Source organism: Butyricicoccus porcorum, assembly GCF_002157465.1.
Classification (GTDB): Bacteria; Bacillota; Clostridia; order Oscillospirales; family Butyricicoccaceae; genus Butyricicoccus_A; species Butyricicoccus_A porcorum.
The window spans coordinates 106,578-125,646 of the sequence record NZ_NHOC01000002.1 but is presented as its reverse complement, the minus strand read 5'-3'; the positions used below and the strand labels follow the sequence as shown (position 1 = coordinate 125,646).

At 54.6% G+C, this 19,069-nt stretch carries 15 protein-coding genes; 5 read left to right on the top strand and 10 right to left on the bottom strand.

Features of this window, described 5'->3' with window-relative positions; genetic code table 11:
• Positions 1-4 precede the first annotated feature (4 nt).
• From CBW42_RS01985 to CBW42_RS01965, 5 genes are all read right to left on the bottom strand, one after another.
• A complete protein-coding gene (locus CBW42_RS01985) occupies positions 5-3,100 on the bottom strand; it encodes an AAA family ATPase (RefSeq protein WP_087017230.1) in 3,096 nt (1,031 codons plus the stop codon).
• Positions 3,087-4,247 (bottom strand): exonuclease SbcCD subunit D, encoded by a 1,161-nt coding sequence (locus tag CBW42_RS01980; RefSeq protein WP_087017228.1) that lies wholly within the window; start codon positions 4,245-4,247, stop codon positions 3,087-3,089. Before CBW42_RS01980 ends, CBW42_RS01985 begins: the two co-directional genes overlap by 14 nt.
• Before the next feature lie 9 nt (positions 4,248-4,256).
• Entirely contained in the window at positions 4,257-5,126 is an 870-nt protein-coding gene (locus tag CBW42_RS01975) for a DegV family protein (RefSeq protein WP_087017227.1), read from the bottom strand.
• A 120-nt stretch (positions 5,127-5,246) separates the two neighbouring features.
• Positions 5,247-5,852, bottom strand: a complete 606-nt coding sequence (locus CBW42_RS01970; RefSeq protein WP_165761013.1) for a TetR/AcrR family transcriptional regulator — start codon at positions 5,850-5,852, stop codon at positions 5,247-5,249.
• The gene (locus CBW42_RS01965) at positions 5,845-9,789 is read right to left on the bottom strand and encodes an efflux RND transporter permease subunit (protein ID WP_087017224.1); all 3,945 of its coding nucleotides are present in this window, start codon (positions 9,787-9,789) and stop codon (positions 5,845-5,847) included. Before CBW42_RS01965 ends, CBW42_RS01970 begins: the two co-directional genes overlap by 8 nt.
• 214 nt (positions 9,790-10,003) lie before the next feature.
• Between CBW42_RS01965 and CBW42_RS01960 the strand changes: the two genes are divergently transcribed.
• A complete protein-coding gene (locus CBW42_RS01960) occupies positions 10,004-10,630 on the top strand; it encodes a flavin reductase (RefSeq protein ID WP_087017222.1) in 627 nt (208 codons plus the stop codon).
• 65 nt (positions 10,631-10,695) lie between these two features.
• Positions 10,696-11,529, top strand: coding sequence for a tRNA 2-thiocytidine biosynthesis TtcA family protein (locus tag CBW42_RS01955; RefSeq protein ID WP_087017219.1), 834 nt, complete (start codon positions 10,696-10,698; stop codon positions 11,527-11,529).
• An 81-nt stretch (positions 11,530-11,610) separates the two neighbouring features.
• Here CBW42_RS01955 and CBW42_RS01950 read toward each other — a convergent pair whose 3' ends face one another.
• Entirely contained in the window at positions 11,611-12,150 is a 540-nt protein-coding gene (locus tag CBW42_RS01950) for a hypothetical protein (RefSeq protein ID WP_087017217.1), read from the bottom strand.
• 504 nt (positions 12,151-12,654) lie between these two features.
• Here CBW42_RS01950 and bioB point away from each other — a divergent pair.
• The gene (gene bioB, locus CBW42_RS01945; RefSeq protein WP_087017215.1) at positions 12,655-13,620 is read left to right on the top strand and encodes a biotin synthase BioB; all 966 of its coding nucleotides are present in this window, start codon (positions 12,655-12,657) and stop codon (positions 13,618-13,620) included.
• The gene (locus CBW42_RS01940) at positions 13,620-14,117 is read left to right on the top strand and encodes a GNAT family N-acetyltransferase (RefSeq protein WP_087017213.1); all 498 of its coding nucleotides are present in this window, start codon (positions 13,620-13,622) and stop codon (positions 14,115-14,117) included. Before bioB ends, CBW42_RS01940 begins: the two co-directional genes overlap by 1 nt.
• Before the next feature lie 96 nt (positions 14,118-14,213).
• Here CBW42_RS01940 and ftsH read toward each other — a convergent pair whose 3' ends face one another.
• The 4 genes from ftsH to CBW42_RS01920 form a co-directional block, all read right to left on the bottom strand.
• Entirely contained in the window at positions 14,214-16,046 is a 1,833-nt protein-coding gene (ftsH, locus tag CBW42_RS01935; protein WP_087017211.1) for an ATP-dependent zinc metalloprotease FtsH, read from the bottom strand.
• Positions 16,034-17,158 (bottom strand): AI-2E family transporter, encoded by a 1,125-nt coding sequence (locus CBW42_RS01930; RefSeq protein ID WP_087017209.1) that lies wholly within the window; start codon positions 17,156-17,158, stop codon positions 16,034-16,036. Before CBW42_RS01930 ends, ftsH begins: the two co-directional genes overlap by 13 nt.
• Before the next feature lie 292 nt (positions 17,159-17,450).
• Positions 17,451-17,669 carry a hypothetical protein gene (locus CBW42_RS01925; protein WP_087017207.1) on the bottom strand — a complete coding sequence of 73 codons (219 nt, stop codon included), beginning with the start codon at positions 17,667-17,669 and terminating at the stop codon, positions 17,451-17,453.
• A gap of 128 nt (positions 17,670-17,797) precedes the next feature.
• Complete coding sequence (locus CBW42_RS01920) at positions 17,798-18,379, bottom strand: GDSL-type esterase/lipase family protein (protein ID WP_165761012.1); 582 nt, start codon at positions 18,377-18,379, stop codon at positions 17,798-17,800.
• A 315-nt stretch (positions 18,380-18,694) separates the two neighbouring features.
• Here CBW42_RS01920 and CBW42_RS01915 point away from each other — a divergent pair, with 315 nt between their 5' ends.
• Positions 18,695-19,042: a hypothetical protein gene (locus CBW42_RS01915; protein WP_087017203.1), complete on the top strand. Its 348-nt coding sequence runs from the start codon at positions 18,695-18,697 to the stop codon at positions 19,040-19,042.
• Positions 19,043-19,069 lie beyond the last annotated feature (27 nt).

Below are 19,069 nucleotides of genomic sequence, written 5' to 3'. Positions count from 1 at the left end.
TCTATCACCCCACAATCAGTTTTGCCGTGCTGCCGGTTGAACCGCGCCCAACCACAATCTGCCGGTTGACACGATCCTTCAGCTCGGTTACGTGTGAAATAATTCCAATCAGGCGGTCGCCGTCCGACAGGCGCGCCAGCACAGAAATTGCCTGTTCCAGCGCCAAACTGTCGAGTGAGCCGAAGCCCTCGTCGATGAATACGGTCTCGACGCGCACACCGCCTGCATAGCTCTGAATGACATCCGACATGCCGAGCGCCAGCGCCAGTGCGCCAAGGAACGATTCACCGCCCGACAGTGTCTTGACCGAACGGGTTTTCCCCGTGTAATAATCCATGACATCGATATCGAGGCCGGACTGGCTGCGGTTATTTTCCGCTCTGCGGCGCCGCTGCATCTCATAGCGCCCTTGTGTCATATCGCGCAGGCGCAGGTTTGCGCGCTGCAACACGCGCTCAAAATAGGCCGCCTGCACATACTGCTCGAGCATCAGCTTCTGTTTGCCCGCGAGCTCGCCGTTTGCCGTCTGTGACAGCTCGCGCAGCGCCGCAGTCTGACGCTCAAGCTCTGCCTGCTCCGCCTGTACCTGCCCCATGCGCTGTAAAATCTCTGTATTTGCCCGCAGGCGCTCAGCACGGCTGTGAACTTCTCCCTCGCAGGCGCGGCATTCCTGCTCTGCCTGGGTGCGTATCTGTATCAACTGCTCCAAATCGGCAGGTACGATCTGTTTCGCAGCTGCTTCATATTCACATTCCAGCGAAACCGCAGCGGCGAGTTGCTGCTCAAACCGCTGCACGCGCTGTTCCAGCGCTGTCCGTTCCTCCGACGGCAGCAGCGCGTCCTGATATGCCTGCCCGGTGGCAAAGCCCGCCTGCGTGAGCGCAGCCTTCCACGCCTGTGCAGCGGCCTGCGCCGCCTGCTCGCATTGCATGTATTGCTCTGTTTCTGTTTTCTGTGCCTCTTGTGCGGCAGCGAGTGCACGCTGATGACTTTCCCACGCCTTCCTGCTGTCTTCCATCTGACGGGACAAACGGTCTCGTTCCGTCTGGCGGGCGTGGAGCTGTGCGGGCAGCGCATCTATATCGTCGAACGGGATGGCGGCACGCAGCTCCTGCGCGGACGCCGTAGCACCGGCCGCCTGCTGGCGTGCCTGCTGGCACGCCTGTTCCGCCTGCCGCGCCGCTGTTTCCAGTTCAGGCTGGCTGTCCAGCGCTGCCTGAAGTGTTTTACGCAGGGCTTCCCCCTGCTTTTCACGCGCGGCAAGCTGTTTGCCCTGCTCCAGCAGCTCTGCCGTCGTCCGGCGCTGCTGCTTCAAAGCACATTCCACCTCTGCGCGCGTCTTCTCTTCGGTCTCAAACAGCTGTTCCAGCGCACGCTGTACCGCTTCCGCTGCCGCTTCCTCCTTTGAACGTGCCACACCGCAGCGCGTACTTTGCGCCTGACAACGTTCCCGGCACTGCTCCATCTCCTGCCGCAGCTGCTTGAGCTGCTGTTCGGTAGGCACGGAACACTCCAGCTGTGCCGGATACGGGTGCTCTGTCGAGCCGCAGACCGGACAAGGCATGCCCACTTGGAGCGATTGTGCCAGAATCCCCGCCTGCCCGCGGTTCCAGGCGAGCTCGCTGTCACGGTACTGCTGCTCTGCCCGTACAAATGCGCGTTCCAGCTTCAAATATGTTTTCTGCTCCTGTGCCAGCTGCTCCGCACACTGCGCTTGTGTATCAAACAGCGTCAGTGCAGCGCTGAGCTGTTTTTCCGCCGCCTGTGACTGCTGAAATGCGGCACGCGTGTGCACCAGTGCGGCAGGTACTTCCCGGAAGGCTTCGATCTGCGCGCGCAGCTGGTCGATGCGTTTGCTGCCTGCATCGCGCCGTTCCGCCTGGTCCTGCGCCTGCTTTTGCAGCTGCCGAACCTGCTCTTCGGCCTGCTGTGCCTGTGCGCACGCCTGTTTCCAGCGTGCTGTCTGTGCCTGTGCGTCGGTCAGGCGGGTGATCTCGCGTTCCAGCTCCTCCATGCGCGGCTCAGACTGTTTTGCCTGTGCAAACGCCTGCTGTACCTGCGGCGTCCTGTCTTGCAGCTGCTGCACCGCCTGTCCGCGCCGCTCCACGCTGTCGCACAGCTGCTGTGCGCGTGTCTGTTCCGCCTGCCATGTGTTCCATTTCGGCAACACGATGTCGTGCGCCCGCCGGGCGCAGGCAAGGCGCTGCGCCTGCTGTTCCACCTCCGGCTTCTGTGCTTCCAGCTTTTCGCGCTGTTCCTGTGCCGCACGCCATTTTTCGCGCATTTCATTGTCGCGCTGCGCCTTCACGACCACTTCGATGGCGCGCGTCTGTGCCGTGCGCAACTGCTCCAACCGTGTCCTGTCGGCGGCAAGCTGTGCTTCGTCCGCCATATTCTGCCGCCGTACCGCGTCCAGCAGTGACGAAAGCTCCATCTCCTCCGGCAGTCCTTCGTCCAGCCGGAAGCCCTCGGCATATTGTGCCGCCGCACGCTGCGCATCGGCGCACTTTTTGTTATATTCCAAAAATTCTGCCTTGATCTGCTTTTGCAGCTGCACCAACGGCTCAGTATGGAATACGCGCCGGATAATTTCCGCGCGCGTCCGGCTGTCCGCTGTCAGCAGCTTCATAAATTCGCCCTGCGCAATCATCGAAATCTGCTTGAATGACTGGCAGCCGACGCCGAGAATGCGTTCGACCTCCTCGGTGACTGCCGTTGCACCTGCGACCGTCGCGCCATCCGGGCGCGTCAGCACAGCATTGGCATTCTGCGTAACTGTACCGCTGCCGCGTTTTTTTGGGCGCTCATATTTCGGTGTGCGGTGAATGATATATTCCTCTCCTGCATGCGTGAAGCGCAGGTGTACAAAGGTCTCCGCCTGCGGCTTTGCAAAATCCGAGCGCAGCTGGTCGGCGGCGCGCTGTGAACCGCTGACTTCACCGAACAGTGCAAAACAGATTGCGTCAAAGATGCTGGTCTTGCCCGCGCCGGTGTCGCCCGTGATGAGAAACAGGCCGTGACTGCCGAGCTGCTCTAACGAAAGTGACACTTCGCCGGCATATGGCCCAAAGGCGCTGACTGTCAGTTCAATTGGCTTCATCTGCGTCCTCCATTCTGCGGCAGATGCGGTCAATCACCTGCTGCTGCCATTCGCTCATTTCTTTGCCATTCTGCTCCGCAAAAAACTGCGCGAACAGCTGTGCGGGTGTCCGCTTCTGCGCGATGTCCTCCTCGCACAGTCCATCGATATCCGCCGCGCGCGTGCGCGCATTGTCAAAATCCAACCGCATGAGATTGGGATAAACTTCCTTGAGCGCGCTCTGTGGGTCATACAGCTCGTCCTCATCGGTCAGAATGACGCGCAGATAATCCTCCGGATCGCCTGCATGCACAACTAGTTCACTCGTAACATCCGCGAGCTTGCCGCGAATCTCACGCATCTCATGTCTGGGTCTCAGCGGGAGCAGTTCAACCGTGGCTTCCCCGCGTGCGCCCAGCGTCACCAGCGGGACGGATTTGGGATATTTTGCCTCAGAGAACGAATATTTGAGCGGCGAGCCTGCATAGCGCACGCTGTCGCGCCCCAACCGCTGTGCCCGGTGCAGATGTCCCAGCGCTACATAATCAAAGCGGTCAAACAGCGCCGCATCGACTGCATCCAGCCCGCCAACCGGGATGATTTCCGATTCCGACTGCTCCGGCAGCGCACCGCCTGCCGTGACAAACGCATGCGCAAGCAGTACATGCCGTGCACTGTCATCCCAATCTGCTGTCTCCAGCGCCGCCTGTACCGCGTATTGCTGTGTGCTCTCCGCCAGCCACAGCCGCTCGCGCAGCTCCATCGGACGCAGCCACGGCAGCAGATGAAACTGCACCCGGCAGCCGTCCGCGTCGCACAGCTCCACCGATTCCATGGTTTCCCCAAAGGTACCGGCGAGGTATACGCCCTGCCGCGCGAGCAAGGTCTGGCCGAAATTCAGCCGCTCGCCGGAGTCGTGGTTGCCGCTGATGGCGAGCACTGAAATGCCCGCGGCGCACAGCGACGTAAAAAAGCTGTCGAACAGGCCGACAGCTTCCCCGGGCGGTATGGATTTATCATAAATATCACCGGCGATGACAACAGCATCCACACACTGTGCCCGCGCCATCTGCGCGATCTGCTCCAGGATCACGCGCTGATCCTCCAGCATGGAAAATGCATGCACGCGCTTGCCCAGATGCAGATCGCTGAGATGTAAAAATTTCATTCTGTCTCCTCACATATCGTCGTCCAAAACCTGTACGGCTGCACCCAGCAGGTGCGGGCCGACATAGGACGCGAGTGTACAGTCAATTTCGCCGGAAAACTCGCCTTCAAAATCCGGCGCTGCCGCACGCAGCATTTCGGCAATCTTATGCCCTTCCTCCGGCGTGCCGCCATGCGCCCACATGATGTTGTAGCGCTTGCCCGGCTCGAGGTGCGAAACTGCGGTCTGCACCAGCTTTTTCATCGCCGCCGCGCGTCCGCGCACCTTATGGATGCTGGTCAGCTCACCCGTGACCGGGTCGAAGGCGAGAATCGGCTTGATCCCGAGTGCCGTACCTGCCAACGCGGTAATTTTGCCGATGCGTCCGCCGCGCTGCAAATATTCCAGTGTATCCACGGTGAAAAAAGGATAGGTATTTTTCATAATGCGCGGCGTCAGCGCAAGCAGCTGCTCCCAGCTGCGCCCCTCTTCGATCAGGCGCGCCAGCGTCAGGATCATCGCGCCCTCTCCCAGGCTGCCGCTCATGGAATCAAACACGGCGACCTCCAGCCCTTCGCAATCCTGTGCCATCAGGCGGGTCATCTGATAGCAACCGCTCAAGCCGCTGGACAGCATAATGGCAATGGCATGGGTATAGCCATCATCCTGGATTTTCCGGAAGGTGTCCGCGAGCACGGCGCCGGACGGCAGCGAGGTTTTTGGCATCTCCGTGACCTGTCTGCGATAAACCTCATCGGCAAAAATATCCACGCCGTCCTGAAACGATCCGTCCGAAAACGTAATGGTATAGGGAACCGTATAAATTGGATATCTCTGCGCCCATTCTGCCGAAAGGTCTGCACAGGAATCCGTAATCAGTGCGATTTTATCCGATTGCATGCATTCGTTCTTCCTTTCCCGACAGCCGCAGAGTATGCTCCGGCGCTGTTCCTCGGTTAAATTTCTGTTAAATGTAATTATAGCACAGCCATCCGCAAATGCAACCGACAAATGTACGGTTTATGGTCGCAGTGTCCGGCAAATCATCTCGACCATCCTGCTCCACGAAAGCTGGTGTCCGCATTCCTGACAAGCAAACATATGTGCTGCCGCCTGCCCGAACAGAGCGGATACAATGACATATTCACAAAAGCCGTCATCCAGTCCGGGGTCAATTTCCCCTCTGCGGCGCCCGGCGGAAAAAATGCGCGCCTCTGCCTGCTTCATACGCGAGAACAGCAGCTTCATATTGTCCTGCCCGCGCACCCGGATCTTCTCCCGCTGGTCGGGCGCCATGGAAGCAACCAGCATGGACAGCGCGGCAAACGGCACATCACTGTCCAACTCACTGAAAAAGTGCTCTAATGTCTGCCGGAACGTCAGGGTTTCATCCGCCGACTGTTCAAACCGGTTCATGACTCCATCCAGCGCGTAAAAAATCGCACCGGATAAAATATCCTCTTTGGAGGAAAAATATTCGTAGAGGGTACCCTTTCCCATGCCTGCGGCAGTGGCGATATCCTGCACCTTGATGCTGGAAAGCTGCCTGCCGTCTTTCGCCAAGGCAAACAAACCCTGAAATGCAGCGATTTCTTTCGGGGAATAGTTTTTCTCTGTCTCAGCCATCCAGTTCATCCTCTCCGACATCGATCTTCCGCATGGTTTCCCGGTGGTTAAACAGGTCATAGATAATCGGTACGACAATCAGCGTGAGCACGGTCGCATAGGCCAGGCCGCCAATGACGACAATCGCCATCGCCTGTCCCATTTCGCCGCCTGTGCCGATGCCCATTGCCATGGTGGACATAGCGAGAATCGTTGTCAGCGCGGTCATCAGAATCGGACGGATACGCATTTTTCCTGCCGTTACCAGCGCTTCGCGCTTGGGCATGCCCTCCAGCCGCAGGTCATTGACACAGCTGACAAATACAATGCCGTTGTTGACAACAACACCTGCCAGAATGATAAAGCCGAGCATAGCAAGCACGGAGATCTCCTGCCCCGTAATCAGCAGCGCGAGCAGGCCGCCGGTAAATGCAAGCGGCATAGTAAACATGACGATAAACGGGCTGACCAGGCTCTGGAACTGCGCAACCATAATCAGGTAAATAAACACAATTGCGAGCAGCAGCATGAGCACAAGATCCTTCATTGTGTCGTTGATGGTCTGATTCTCGCCTGTGATTTCCGCCCGGATGCCGTCCGGCATGTCATAGTTGTCCAGCATGTCCTGTACCTCACGGCTGACCAGCGTGATGTTGTGGTCTTCGTCGACCGCCGCCGTGACCGACATCGTGCGTTCATTGTTGATGCGGTTGATCGACGTCGGCGCACGGCTTTCACTCTGCGACGCAACGGTATCCAACGGAACTTCGGTCTTTTCCCCAGTCGTGGCATCGGTCGAGGTGACCGTCTGCTTCATGATATTTTCTGCCGTTATCGTCGACGGCTTGACGACAACCACCGGAAGCTCTTCCTGTCCAACCTTGAGTGTGGTGGATGTGACCTCGCTGGTCAAATCGGAGGCGAGGGAGCTGTACACCTGCGCCACGGTCAGGCCCTTGCGCATCGCCTCATCCTTGTTGACTGTGATAACCTTCTGCATATCCGGGTCTTCGTTGCCGTCGGAGATTTCCTCCAGTCCCTCAATGCTTTCCAGTTCCTTGGCCAACGCCTCGCAGGTGTCCTGCAACTCGTCCAGATCGTCGCCGTATACGTCAATCTGTACGCCGGAGCCGGTGAGCGAACTCATGTCCATGGTGGATTCCGAGACAGACAGCTCACAGTTGATGCCCTTCGTCTGTTCCATAATCTGGTCTGCAATCGCCGCGTTGTCCGCCTTTTCATCCAGCAGGATGTAAAACGATGCGGTATCACTGTTGTCCGCACCGAGCGACATCATGCCGCCGCTGCTGCGCATGGCACCGACTGTCTGCACGCCTTCAATGCCCTGCATCACTTCCATTGCCTTGTCAATCGTTGCGTCCGCAGTGACATCGTCGGTGTCCTCCGGCAGCGTCAGTGTGGCACTCATCTGATTGGACGACATTTCCGGAATGAATGTCATGCCCATGCGCGTGGTCATGCCGCACGCGAACAGAAACAGTGCGAGCGCGGCCCCCAGCGTCAATGCGCGGTGCGACAGGCACCAGCGCAGGAAACCTTCATATTTTCCGGTCAGCCAGTCAAAACGGCTGTGTGATTTTGCCGTTTCCTTCTTCAACATGGTCGAGCTCATTGCAGGGACAACCGTCAGCGCGACAATCAGCGACGCAGACAATGCATAAGCGATGGTCAGACCCATATCGGTGAACAGCTGGCGCGAAATGCCTTCCGTGAATACAATCGGCAGGAAGACACAGATCGTTGTCAGCGTCGAGGCAAAGATGGCACCGCCAACCTGCCGTGCGCCCTGTACAGCAGCCTTTGCCGGCGGCACGCCCAGACTGCGCAGGCGATAAATATTCTCAATGACGACAATCGAGTTATCGACCAGCATGCCGACGCCGAGCGCAAGACCCGACAGTGAGATCAGATTGAGCGTCATATCGCTGAAGTACATCAGCACGACAGCAAACAGCACGCTGAGCGGGATGCTGAACGCGATGATAACCGTCGGACGGATATCGCGCAGGAAAATCAACAGAACCAAAATGGCGAGAATGCCGCCATAAATCAGGTTGGACAACACATTTTCAACAATCAGGTGGATATAATCGCCCTGATCCATCAGCGGCGTGACATGAACCCGGTCGTCCTCCGCCGCAATCTCTTCTATTTCTTCTTTGATTGCATCAGTAACGGCAGAGGTGGACGCCGTGGACTGCTTGGAAAAGCTGAGCACAACCGCATCGTTGCCGTTTACCTTTGCATAGGTCGAGCTGTCCGCCTCATCCGTATAGGCAACCGAAGCGACATCGCTCAGACGAATATCTCCGATGCCATCCATATCCATATGGAACAGGATCATATCGGACAGCTGATCGACGGAATCATATGTCTCGCCGACCTTCAGGATATAGGACTGGTCGCTGCTGTCCTTGACATAGCCGGCAGGCATTTCAAAGTTCTCTGCAATCAGGATATTGCTAATCATGTCGGCCGTGATAATGCCGCTGATGTCCGCCTGTTTGTATGCCTCATCGCGCGCATCCTCAAATTCTTTGGTTGCCTCATCCAGCTGCTGCTGCGCACTCTCCAGCGATGCACTGCCGACCGCAAGCTGGGTCGAGCCCTGTGCGATGTTGAGCGTCGCCTGAATCTTGCTCGATTCCAGCTTTGCATAGGCGTCCTGTGCCTGTTTCAGCGCCTCTTCCAGCTGCGGCTTCATTGCGCCGATGGTTGCCAGCCGCGTGCTGATGTTGCGCAGTTCGGTCTGAATCTCGTCGACACGGGTCGATGCATAGGACGTTGCCGTAGCCAGCGAAACAAAGTCTGTGCGAGAAACCCCCGAAAGCTGTGACAGGTCGACTCCATCCGGCATTGCACTCGCAATCGCAGTGACTGCCTCGGCAAATGCTTCATCAGACATGTTCCCGATATAGGTCGCCGGATCTTTGAGTGCCTCCAGCAGCTGTGCCGAAGTTCCTGCGATGCTGTTGATATCCTCCGCCGTCAGCGGGAAACTGACCTCCGGAATGGATCCGGTGATGTTATAGGCGACAATAAGAACGGACAGCGCATGGATCTGGTCATTTTGATCCGCATACTTCTGGAGCTGTTCCAGCTCAGTCTGAAACGCTGTCTGATTTGCCTGAAGCGTTGTCTCCTCACTCAGGATGGCATTCAACTGCGCGTTTGCCGCATCGACCTGCGCGCTCGCATCCGCCATCTGTCCTGCCAGCTGATCCGTCGAACCGCTCAGGCTGGACTTCCCGCTGCTGATTTTCGCCTTTGCTGCATCCAGCTGTGCCTGTCCGTCATCCAGCTGTTTTTTTGCCTCCGCCAGATTGCTGTCGACCGCAGCCAGCACCTTGTCATTGAGTGCATCAATCTTGTCCTGATCCAGCGTGACCTTGACCTTGGATGCAATCAATCCGGTGGTGTCTACCGATGCGACACCGTCCAGACGCTCAAAACGGCTGAGCAGCGTATCATTGACATAATCGGACACCTCTTCCGATTCCATGCCGTCGACATCGACGCTGGCAACCATAACCGGCATCATATCCGGCGTGATCTGCATCATGACCGGCGTGCCGCAGGTATCCGGCAGCGAGCCCTTGACCTGATCGATGGTATTGCTCATCTCAATGCTGACTGCATTCATGTCGGTGCCCTGCTCAAATTCCAGAATGACAACGCTGACATTTTCATTGGAAACCGAGCTGACCGACTTGATGCCCGTCGTCGTACCGAGTGCCGATTCCATCGGCTTGGTAACCTCTGATTCCACTGATTCCGGTGCCGCACCCGGATCTGTCGTATATACAACCATATATGGCAGATCCATATTCGGCAGCAGGTCTGTCGTCATTTTGGTAAACGATACCACGCCCAGAACGAGCACAAGTATGATACCGACCAAAACCGTAAACGGTTTTTTGACGCTTAATTTTGACATAACTGTTCTCCTATACAGAATTGCAAGTCTCTTTTCCGACCGACCGGTCGGTTCTGGCTCAGTATACCATGCCGTCGTTTTCCTGTCAATGTGCGTAAATGCCGAACAGGATGTCCAAAATTTCCACTTTCTTTTTGTAACATTTTATGGTAGACAAACAGATGATTTTACCGTATTATAATAATAATGATTCTTATTTTAGGGAGGGCTCCACATGTTAGACAGAAAAGCTTTTGACAGCATTTCGTATTCCATCGCCATCATCGGCAGCTGCCTCGACGGCGCATTCCGTGGCTGCGCAGTCAACTCGCTCCAGCAGCTCACATCCTCCATGCCGGCGAAATTCGCCGTGACTCTCAACAAATACAATGTGACCGAAGCCGCTGTCGAGCAGACCGGCGCGTTCTGTGCCACCGTCGCTGCAGCAGACTGCCCGGAAGCGATCATCAAGCTGTTCGGCTACAAATCCGGCCGCGTCACCGACAAATTTGCAGAATATGACACCAAGACCGACGAAGCCGGCTGCCCGTACATCACCGAAGGCATGGCAGTACGCATGAGCTTCCGCGTCACCCAACAGGTCGATCTCGGCTCCCACGTCATGTTTATCGCGGAAGTCACTGAGGCTGAGGTACTTCTGCCCGGCGCCGTGCTCACCGTTGAAATGTTCAAGAACGCCGGCAAGGTCATTCCTGCCAATGCGCCGGTTTACCGCACGCTGGACGAGCATTACGGCTACCGCTGCACCATCTGCGGTTATGTCCACAAATCTGACACCCTGCCCGATGATTTCCGCTGCCCGGTCTGCAAGCAGCCCGCCAGCAAATTTGAAAAGCTCTGATATTTGACGCACCTCCCCGTTCCATGCTATGATACCCTCAGGCATGTACTGGGGAGGTTGTTTTTATGTCCGCACCAAATCCCGCCCAGAGGGCGATTACTACAACATTCAGCCGAAAAATCTATAAGCCCATCCGGAAAGCAATCCGGGAATATGAGCTGATCCAGCCGGGCGACCACATTGCTGTCTGCATCTCAGGCGGCAAGGACTCCATGCTGCTCGCCTGTGCACTGACCATGCTGCAAAAAATATCCGACATCCCGTTCACGCTGACCGGACTGTCTATGGACCCCGGATATACACCGGAGAGCCGTGCGCAGATCGAGCAGAATATACAGGCTCTCGGGCTGGAGACGCAGTGGTACAGCACCCGCCTGTTCGAGACGGTCAATCAGGAGACCGACAATCCCTGTTTTCTGTGCGCGCGCCTGCGGCGTGGCAGCCTATATGAAAAGGCGCTGGAGTTGGGCTGCAACAAAATCGCACTCGGCCACCACTTCGACGATGTGGTCGAGACCACGCTGCTCTCCATGCTGTACGGCGGCCAGGTGCAGACCATGCTGCCCAAGCTGCACGCCAAAAATTACCCCGGCATGCAGGTCATCCGCCCGCTGTATCTCGTGCGTGAACGCGATATCCTCGCCTGGCGCGATGCCTGCGGGCTGACATTCCTCGCCTGCTCATGCGAATTTGCCGCCAAGGCCCGCCGGGAAAACAGCCCCGAATCGTCCAAGCGCTATGAGGTCAAGCAGATCATTGCCCGACTGGAACAGGACAACGATCAGGTTGCCAAAAATATTTTCAACAGCGTGAAAAATGTCAACGTGGATGATATCCTCGGCTGGCATAAGGGAACGGAACGCCATACCTTTCTGGATGAGTACAACACAGCAGAATAAGACAGCAAAAGGACGCAGCCCACAGGCCGCGTCCTTTTTGGGGAAAATAATACTATGTCACAGGTATCGCAGGAGAACATTTTATGCCGGGGTGCTCAGGCGCTGAACCGAGCCGTCGAGATTGGTCAGAGAGTAAATGAAAATCGGATCGACATGCTCGAACCAGTCCAGATGATCCAGTGCAACACAGCGGCACTTCTTCCAGGTATGTGTTTTGGAGGCATTGCTCATGGCATCGACCAGTTCCTGCATCAGACGCGGATATGCCTTTGCCTTTTCGCTTGACACATTGATATGCATTTCAATGCGGTCAGCGCCCTCAATGCCGAACTCGCGGGAAATCAGTTCCATCAGAAACCATGCCTTAATATAGTCATCGGTCTCCGTCATCAGGGACGGGCCATCACTCATGCGGAATACCTCACCGTCCAGCTCACCCATTTCCGGATAAGTCGGATCGATTTCAAAGATACGTGCGCCGCGGACATATGCCGCTACCATACGCATTGCCATCGAGCTGGATTTGGCGGCCTTCTTCAGCTCACCATTTGCAATGTACTCGTTCAGGACATCTCTCAGCATAGTCTGAAACGGTACAGCCATTTTTTTGTTGATCGTCATAACAACAAGCTCCTTTTCCGTAAAACGACAAAAAAGCGCAATCATACCCCTCGCCCGAAGGATCTGATTACGCCATTGTAATGTCTGTGATTCAATTCATCTGTTGTATGTATTGTATGCGATTTTTCTCCGGGATGCAATCAGCTTTTTTCACAAAATACCGTGTGATTTCGCAACATTTTTTGCAGTTCATACTTCTTTTTTCCACCTTTTGTACCGTATTCCCTCCCGCACATTTTCCGCTCCATTTACTGAAATCCACGTGTACACGCACATTTTTTCTCTGTTCATACTTCTTTCGTGTGTTTCTATTCTACTTTTCAATATGCTTCTATCGAAGCAGAAAAAATACCGGTAAAATGACCAATCCCAATCCTGCCAGTTAAAAATTTTTATGCGGGCGTTTGTCAACCATTTTATTTTTTCAGTTTACATTCCTAGTGATTTGCTGTACAATAGAGCAGGTGTCAATATGACAGAACACAATACAGGAGGAACAGATCCATGACCATACAGGAATATACAGAATATGTCAGGCAGGGCGGTACCATCAGCCGTGCGCAGGCACTGGAACTTGCCGAACTGCCGCTCGCAGAGCTGTGCACGGCAGCAGATGCACTGCGCAGTCATTTTTGCGGGAACGGGTTTGATATCTGCACAATTATCAATGCAAAAAGTGGAAAATGCTCGGAAAACTGCAAATTCTGTGCACAGTCCGCGCACTATCACACCGGCGCAGAGGAATACCCAATGCTGGATACCGATACGATTGTTACGCAGGCAAAGCACGATGATGAACGGGGTGTACTGCGCTTTTCTCTCGTCACCTCCGGCAAACGTCTGACCCCGGCGGAGGTTGAGCAGGAATGCGCCAGCATCCGCGCTGTGCGTGCGCAGACCGGCATTGCGGTCTGTATTTCCAACGGCCTGCTGGACGAAGCATCCTACCGCAAACTGAAAGAAGCCGGTGCGACGCGCGTACACAACAATCTGGAAAGCTCCCGCCGGTTTTTCCCCAGCGTGTGCACAACACATACCTTTGATGAAAAATGTGCGGCAATCCGTGCGGCACAGGCAGCCGGTCTGAGCGTCTGCTCCGGCGGCATTGTCGGCATGGGGGAAACCATGGAAGACCGCATCGACATGGTGCTCCAGCTGCGTGAGCTGGGCGTACATTCCATTCCGGTCAACATGCTCAACCCGATCCCCGGCACACCGTATGAAACACTGCCAAGGCTGACAAATGATGACATGTGCCGGATTGTCGCCGTGTTCCGTTTTCTGATCCCGGACGCATCCATCCGTTTGGCAGGCGGACGCGGTCTTCTGCCTGACAAAGGCCGCGCCTGCTTCTGTTCCGGTGCAAACGCGGCAATTTCCGGCGACATGCTGACCACCTCCGGCATTACAATCGAAACCGATATGGCAATGCTGCGCGAACTGGGCTATGAGCCCCGGCTGTGCCACTGATGGGCACAATCCGCCGCGCAAAGGCATGTGATCTCGACCGGCTGAAAGCGATTTACAACGATGCTGTCATCAACACGACTGCAACCTTTGACCTCGAACCGAAGGATGATGCCGACCGCCGTGCGTGGTTTGATGCACATCAGGGACGCTATCTATTGTTGGTATATGAGACAGACGGCAAAGAAATTGCGGGCTATGTCTCGCTCTCCCGTTACCGTGAGCGCGCTGCGTTTAATCAAACAGTGGAGCTTTCGATTTATCTGCACCCGGATTTCCGCGGTCAGCACATCGGTGAGCAGCTGATGCAGGCCGTGCTCCGCTATGCCCGGCAGCGCGACGACATCGAAACCGTCGTTTCGCTTATCACCAGCGACAACGCTGCCAGCATCCATCTGCATGAAACGCTCGGCTTTTCCTATTGCGGACAGATCCGCAATGCGGGCACGAAATTCGGGAAACGCCTGCACTTGAATATCTATGAGCTTACCTTTGTCTGAACGATGCCGTTTACACACAAATAACCGCAAAAACAGCGCCGCAGAGATTTTCCTCCCTGCGGCGCTGCCTTGTTTTATCACATCTTAAAAGAAATATCAGAAGCTGCCAGCCCAGTTGTCGCCTTCGAGGATGCGCATAAACTCCTCTCCGGTGATGGTTTCGTTTTCATACAGGAACTTAGACAGCTCATGCAGCTTGCCCATATTGTCCCGCAGAATCTGCTTCGCCTTGTCATGCTGCTCGCGGACAATCTCGACGACCTTTTTGTCAATCATCGTCTGTGTCTCTGCCGAGCATGCCAGCGAGGTATCTCCGCCGAGATACTGGTTGTTGACGGTTTCCATCGCAACCATGCCGAACTCATCGCTCATGCCAAAGCGTGTTATCATTGCGCGCGCCAGCTTGGTCGCCTGCTCGATGTCGTTGGAGGCGCCCGTTGTGACGCTGTCAAACACCAATTCCTCCGCCGCGCGGCCACCGGTAAACGTCGCAATCTTATTCTCGATCTCCGGCTTGCTCATCAGGAAATGCTCATCCTGCTCGACCTGCATCGTATAGCCCAATGCGCCGGAAGTGCGCGGAATGATTGTGATCTTATGTACCGGGGCAGAGTCGGTCTGCTTGGCCGCAACCAGCGCATGTCCGATCTCATGATACGATACAATCAGCTTTTCCTTGTTGGAAAGCACGCGGTTTTTCTTCTGATAACCCGCGATAACGACCTCGACGCTCTCTTCCAGATCTGCCTGCGACGCCATTTTTCTGCCGTCGCGCACGGCGCGCAGCGCCGCCTCGTTGACGATATTTGCCAGCTCCGCGCCGGAGGCACCGGATGCCGCACGCGCCACCGCATTGAAATCAATGTTGGGAGACGTGCGGATTTTTCTCGCGTGTACCTTGAGAATTTCCTCACGTCCTTTGAGATCCGGCAGTTCAACCGGTACACGACGGTCAAAGCGTCCCGGTCGCAGCAACGCCGGGTCGAGCGACTCCGGACGGTTGGTTGCCGCGAGAATGACAACGCCCTTCGAGCCGTCGAAGCCGTCCATTTCGGTCAGCAGCTGATTGAGCGTCTGTTCACGCTCATCGTTTCCGCCGATCTGTCCGTCACGCTTTTTGCCAATTGCGTCAATTTCGTCAATGAAGACAATGCACGGTGCCTTTTCGGCTGCCTGCTTGAACAGGTCGCGCACCTTTGCCGCACCCATGCCGACGAACATTTCAACAAATTCCGAACCGGAAATGGAGAAAAACGGCACATCTGCCTCACCGGCGACCGCCTTGGCAAGCAGTGTCTTGCCGGTGCCCGGAGGGCCGACGAGCAGGGCGCCCTTCGGCATGGACGCACCGATTTCCGTATATTTCTGCGGATTGTGCAGGAAATCGACAATCTCCTGCAACAGTTCCTTTGCCTCATCTTCGCCTGCGACATCGTCAAAATGGATACCGGTCGTCGACTTGACATAGATTTTTGCGTTGCTCTTGCCCATGCCGAACATCATGGAATTGCCGCCGCTGTTTTTCTGCTGTATCTTCTTCATCATGTAATTGCCGAGCGCAATAAATATCACGATCGGGATGACATAGCCGATCAACAGGCTCATCATCGGCGACATTTCCTTGACGATATCCGTCGTAAACTGTGCGCCGGATTCATCGAGGCGGTTGACCAGATCCGGGTCATTCATAACACCGGTCTTGTAACACTGTGTATCGTCCTTATTGGTAAACGTAATCTGTGAGGAAGAAACATTGACTTTCCCCACCTCTTTGTCCTCCACCATCTGGAGGAAGGTGCTGTAATCTACCTCCTGCACCCTGCTTTCCGCAAGATACGGCATAATGAGCCCGTTGAGCACGCCTAAAATGGCAATGACGATCAACGAATAGTATATGAGCGGTTTTTTTGGATCTTTTACTTCTTGCATGACAATTGCTCCTTTCTTTTTTCACGCGAGCGAACGCTGTTTTTTACCAGCGTATAAATCACCGTTGTGGTCGGGACACCAAACAGCATGCCGATCACGCCGCCGAGCTTTCCGCCGACTGTAATCGCCAACAGCACCCAGATGCCCGGCAGACCGAGACGTCCACCGACCACACGCGGATAAATTACATTATTTTCCACCTGCTGTAGAATGACAAAGAAAATCAGGAACAGCAGCGCCCTAAACGGCGATACCATGAACAACAGGATGACAGCGACTGCACCGCCGATATATGCGCCGAGAATCGGGATGAGGGCCGTCACACCCACAACCATACTGACCATGCCCGCATAATCCAACCGCAAAATCAGCATTCCGACACAGCACAGGCTGCCCAGAATGACCGCTTCGGTGCTCTGTCCAATGATATAATTTTGAAACGAAGTAATGATGACATCCATCAGATAGCGCAGATGATCGTAATGCTGCTCCGGCAGGTAAGCACGCAGGATGCGGTCAAACTGCGACAGGATTTTTTTCTTTCCGGCGAGCATATAAACCGAAAATGCCAGCGCAATAAACAGATTCGCAATCGAGCTGACCATGCTTCCCGTTGCAGAGACAACCTTCGGCACAATTTCGCCCGCGACTTCATCCATCTGGCCGATGCTGTCACTGACCAGCTGCGCAATGCTGCTCAGGTCAATCGTTTCCATATGCAGGTATCCCGCCAGCACATTCAGCTCCTGCTGGAGATTTCCCAGATAGCTGTCCAGATTCATTGCGAACATACGCACGCTGCTGACCAGCTGCGGAATCACAACGCCGATCACTGCCGCCAGGATGGCGATAACCAGAAGATAGGCGGACGCGACTGCGGTATAATGTGCCGTCTTATCCTTCATATGCAGCTTTTCCGTATACATACGCCTGAACCAGCCATACGGTTGATTGAGTACAAATGCAATCGCAATGCCGATCAGAAACGGCTCGAACAGCGAAATAATCGCCGCCACACCATGCAGGATATCTTTACAGTATACCAGAAACAGCACCAGCAGTGCCGCATAGGTGATAACCATGACACCCTGTTTGATTCTGTTTCGTTCCATCGCTTCACTCCCTATATGGTTTTGCTTTATTGTTTGCGTTTTTGCATGGAAATAGACACAAAAAATCACTACATCAAGATACAGTACAAATTCATATTACACGCAGATTTTTTCAAAAACAATGCCGCCGCGCTAATTTTTACAATTTATTCATGTGCCGCAGTTTTTTTACAAATCGTTCAGAATCTGTCTTTCGACATATGTGCGTATTTGTCCAAAAAAAACGCACAGAGGGAATGTTTCCTCCATGCGTTCTGCCGTCTGCATTTGTCATGTCCGTGAGACACACTCATTATACCTTTGCGCCGCTGCGCAGGCGTTCATTTTCCCTGTCCTTTTCCGACAGCTGATCCATGAGATTCATGATGCGCCCGCGGTAATAATCCGACATACGGCGCACCATTCGACAGGTTTCATCGCGGTCATAGCCCCCGAACAGCGTGGTTGGCAGGTTGAGCTTCATCTCACCGTCATCATCATAGCAGATATATCGATCAAGGGTGTTTTCCATGATAAATTCTCCTTTTTTGTATCGTAACACTCTTTTGCTCTGCCTGTATCATATCAGTGAGATGTAAATTCCCTGCACGCTTCTGTGTAAAATTTTCATCTCTCTTTGTAAAATGATTGTACAGCTGCTCACGGATACAGGATCTTCCGCGCGATGTCCGCCATAATTGCGTGGCCGCGCGCGTTGGGATGTACCCCGTCAGAAAAATACCGGCAATAGCCGTCGTGTGTATATTCCGGAAATTTCTGGGCAAAATCCAGACAGATGCATCCGTTATCGCGCGCATAGGCGCGAATCCACTGCGCCAGCGCATCCAGTTTTTCCGGCAGGCCATGCAGTCCCGGAAGGAACGCCGCCCAGTCGTTGTTCAGCAATTCATTGAAATCCGGCTGCACGCATACCGCCGGCACAAGTACAATGCCACTGCGCTGTGCCTGCTCATACATGTAAAATAAGTTCTCCTCCACGCCCGCCAGCGTGCCGCCCTCGCTCAAATCATTGATGCCGCCCATGATGACCACACGGTCGGGCGCATCCCGCAGGACATGTGCGGAAAACCGCCTGCGCATCCCCGCTGTCGTGTCGCCGCTGATGCCGCGGTTTCTGTTCTTTCCGGGCATTGCGTCCACCCAGCATTCCCCATCGGAAACGCCGTAGCCCTCAGTAATGCTGTCACCGAGAAATATCGTTTTCTGCTCACTCCAGTTCACGTTTTTTCTCTCCTTTTCCTCCGACCTGTGAAGCCGCGCCGGAACGCTGTCTCCCCTCTCATTGCCCACAGGTTAAATTGATGATATTGCCGTCTATTTTGAGACATGTTTTGAACATTTTGAACAAATGTGCAAAAAAAAGTTTGTTCAGGATGAAAACTGTTAAATTATTGCTTTTCTTTTCGAGTAATGTTACAATCTAGGTAAGAAAAAATGCGCTGTAAATCCCGAAGAAAAGGCTCTCCTCTCCCCCTCCTTTTCTTTGCATGGTTGGTGAACCACTGTCTTACTTTTTCCTGAATCGAGGTGTTTTTTATGTTGCAATTGAAAGCTCCGCTTTCCCCGGCAGAATCTGAAATGCTCCTGCAATGCCTGTCGGAAATGGAAGCCAGCATTATAAAAAAAGCTTCCAATTCCAATCAAGATTATATGAAGCGCACGGCGCTTGCATCAGCCAAGCAAAAGGTTCAGTCGCAGGTATTTGACTGCTTTTACCGGGAAGAAATTACAAACATGATTTTCGCACTGGATTCACTCTCCAGAAAATGCAGTGCCCAACTCACGGAAAACATGTCTCCAGACGAGGCGGAAAACGTAGGAAACCTCCTGCGCACTGCCGCTACCACTCGAGCCAAGCTTCGGAGAGCCGTTTCTTCCAGATAACATCGTTTACTCCGGAACAATATGTTC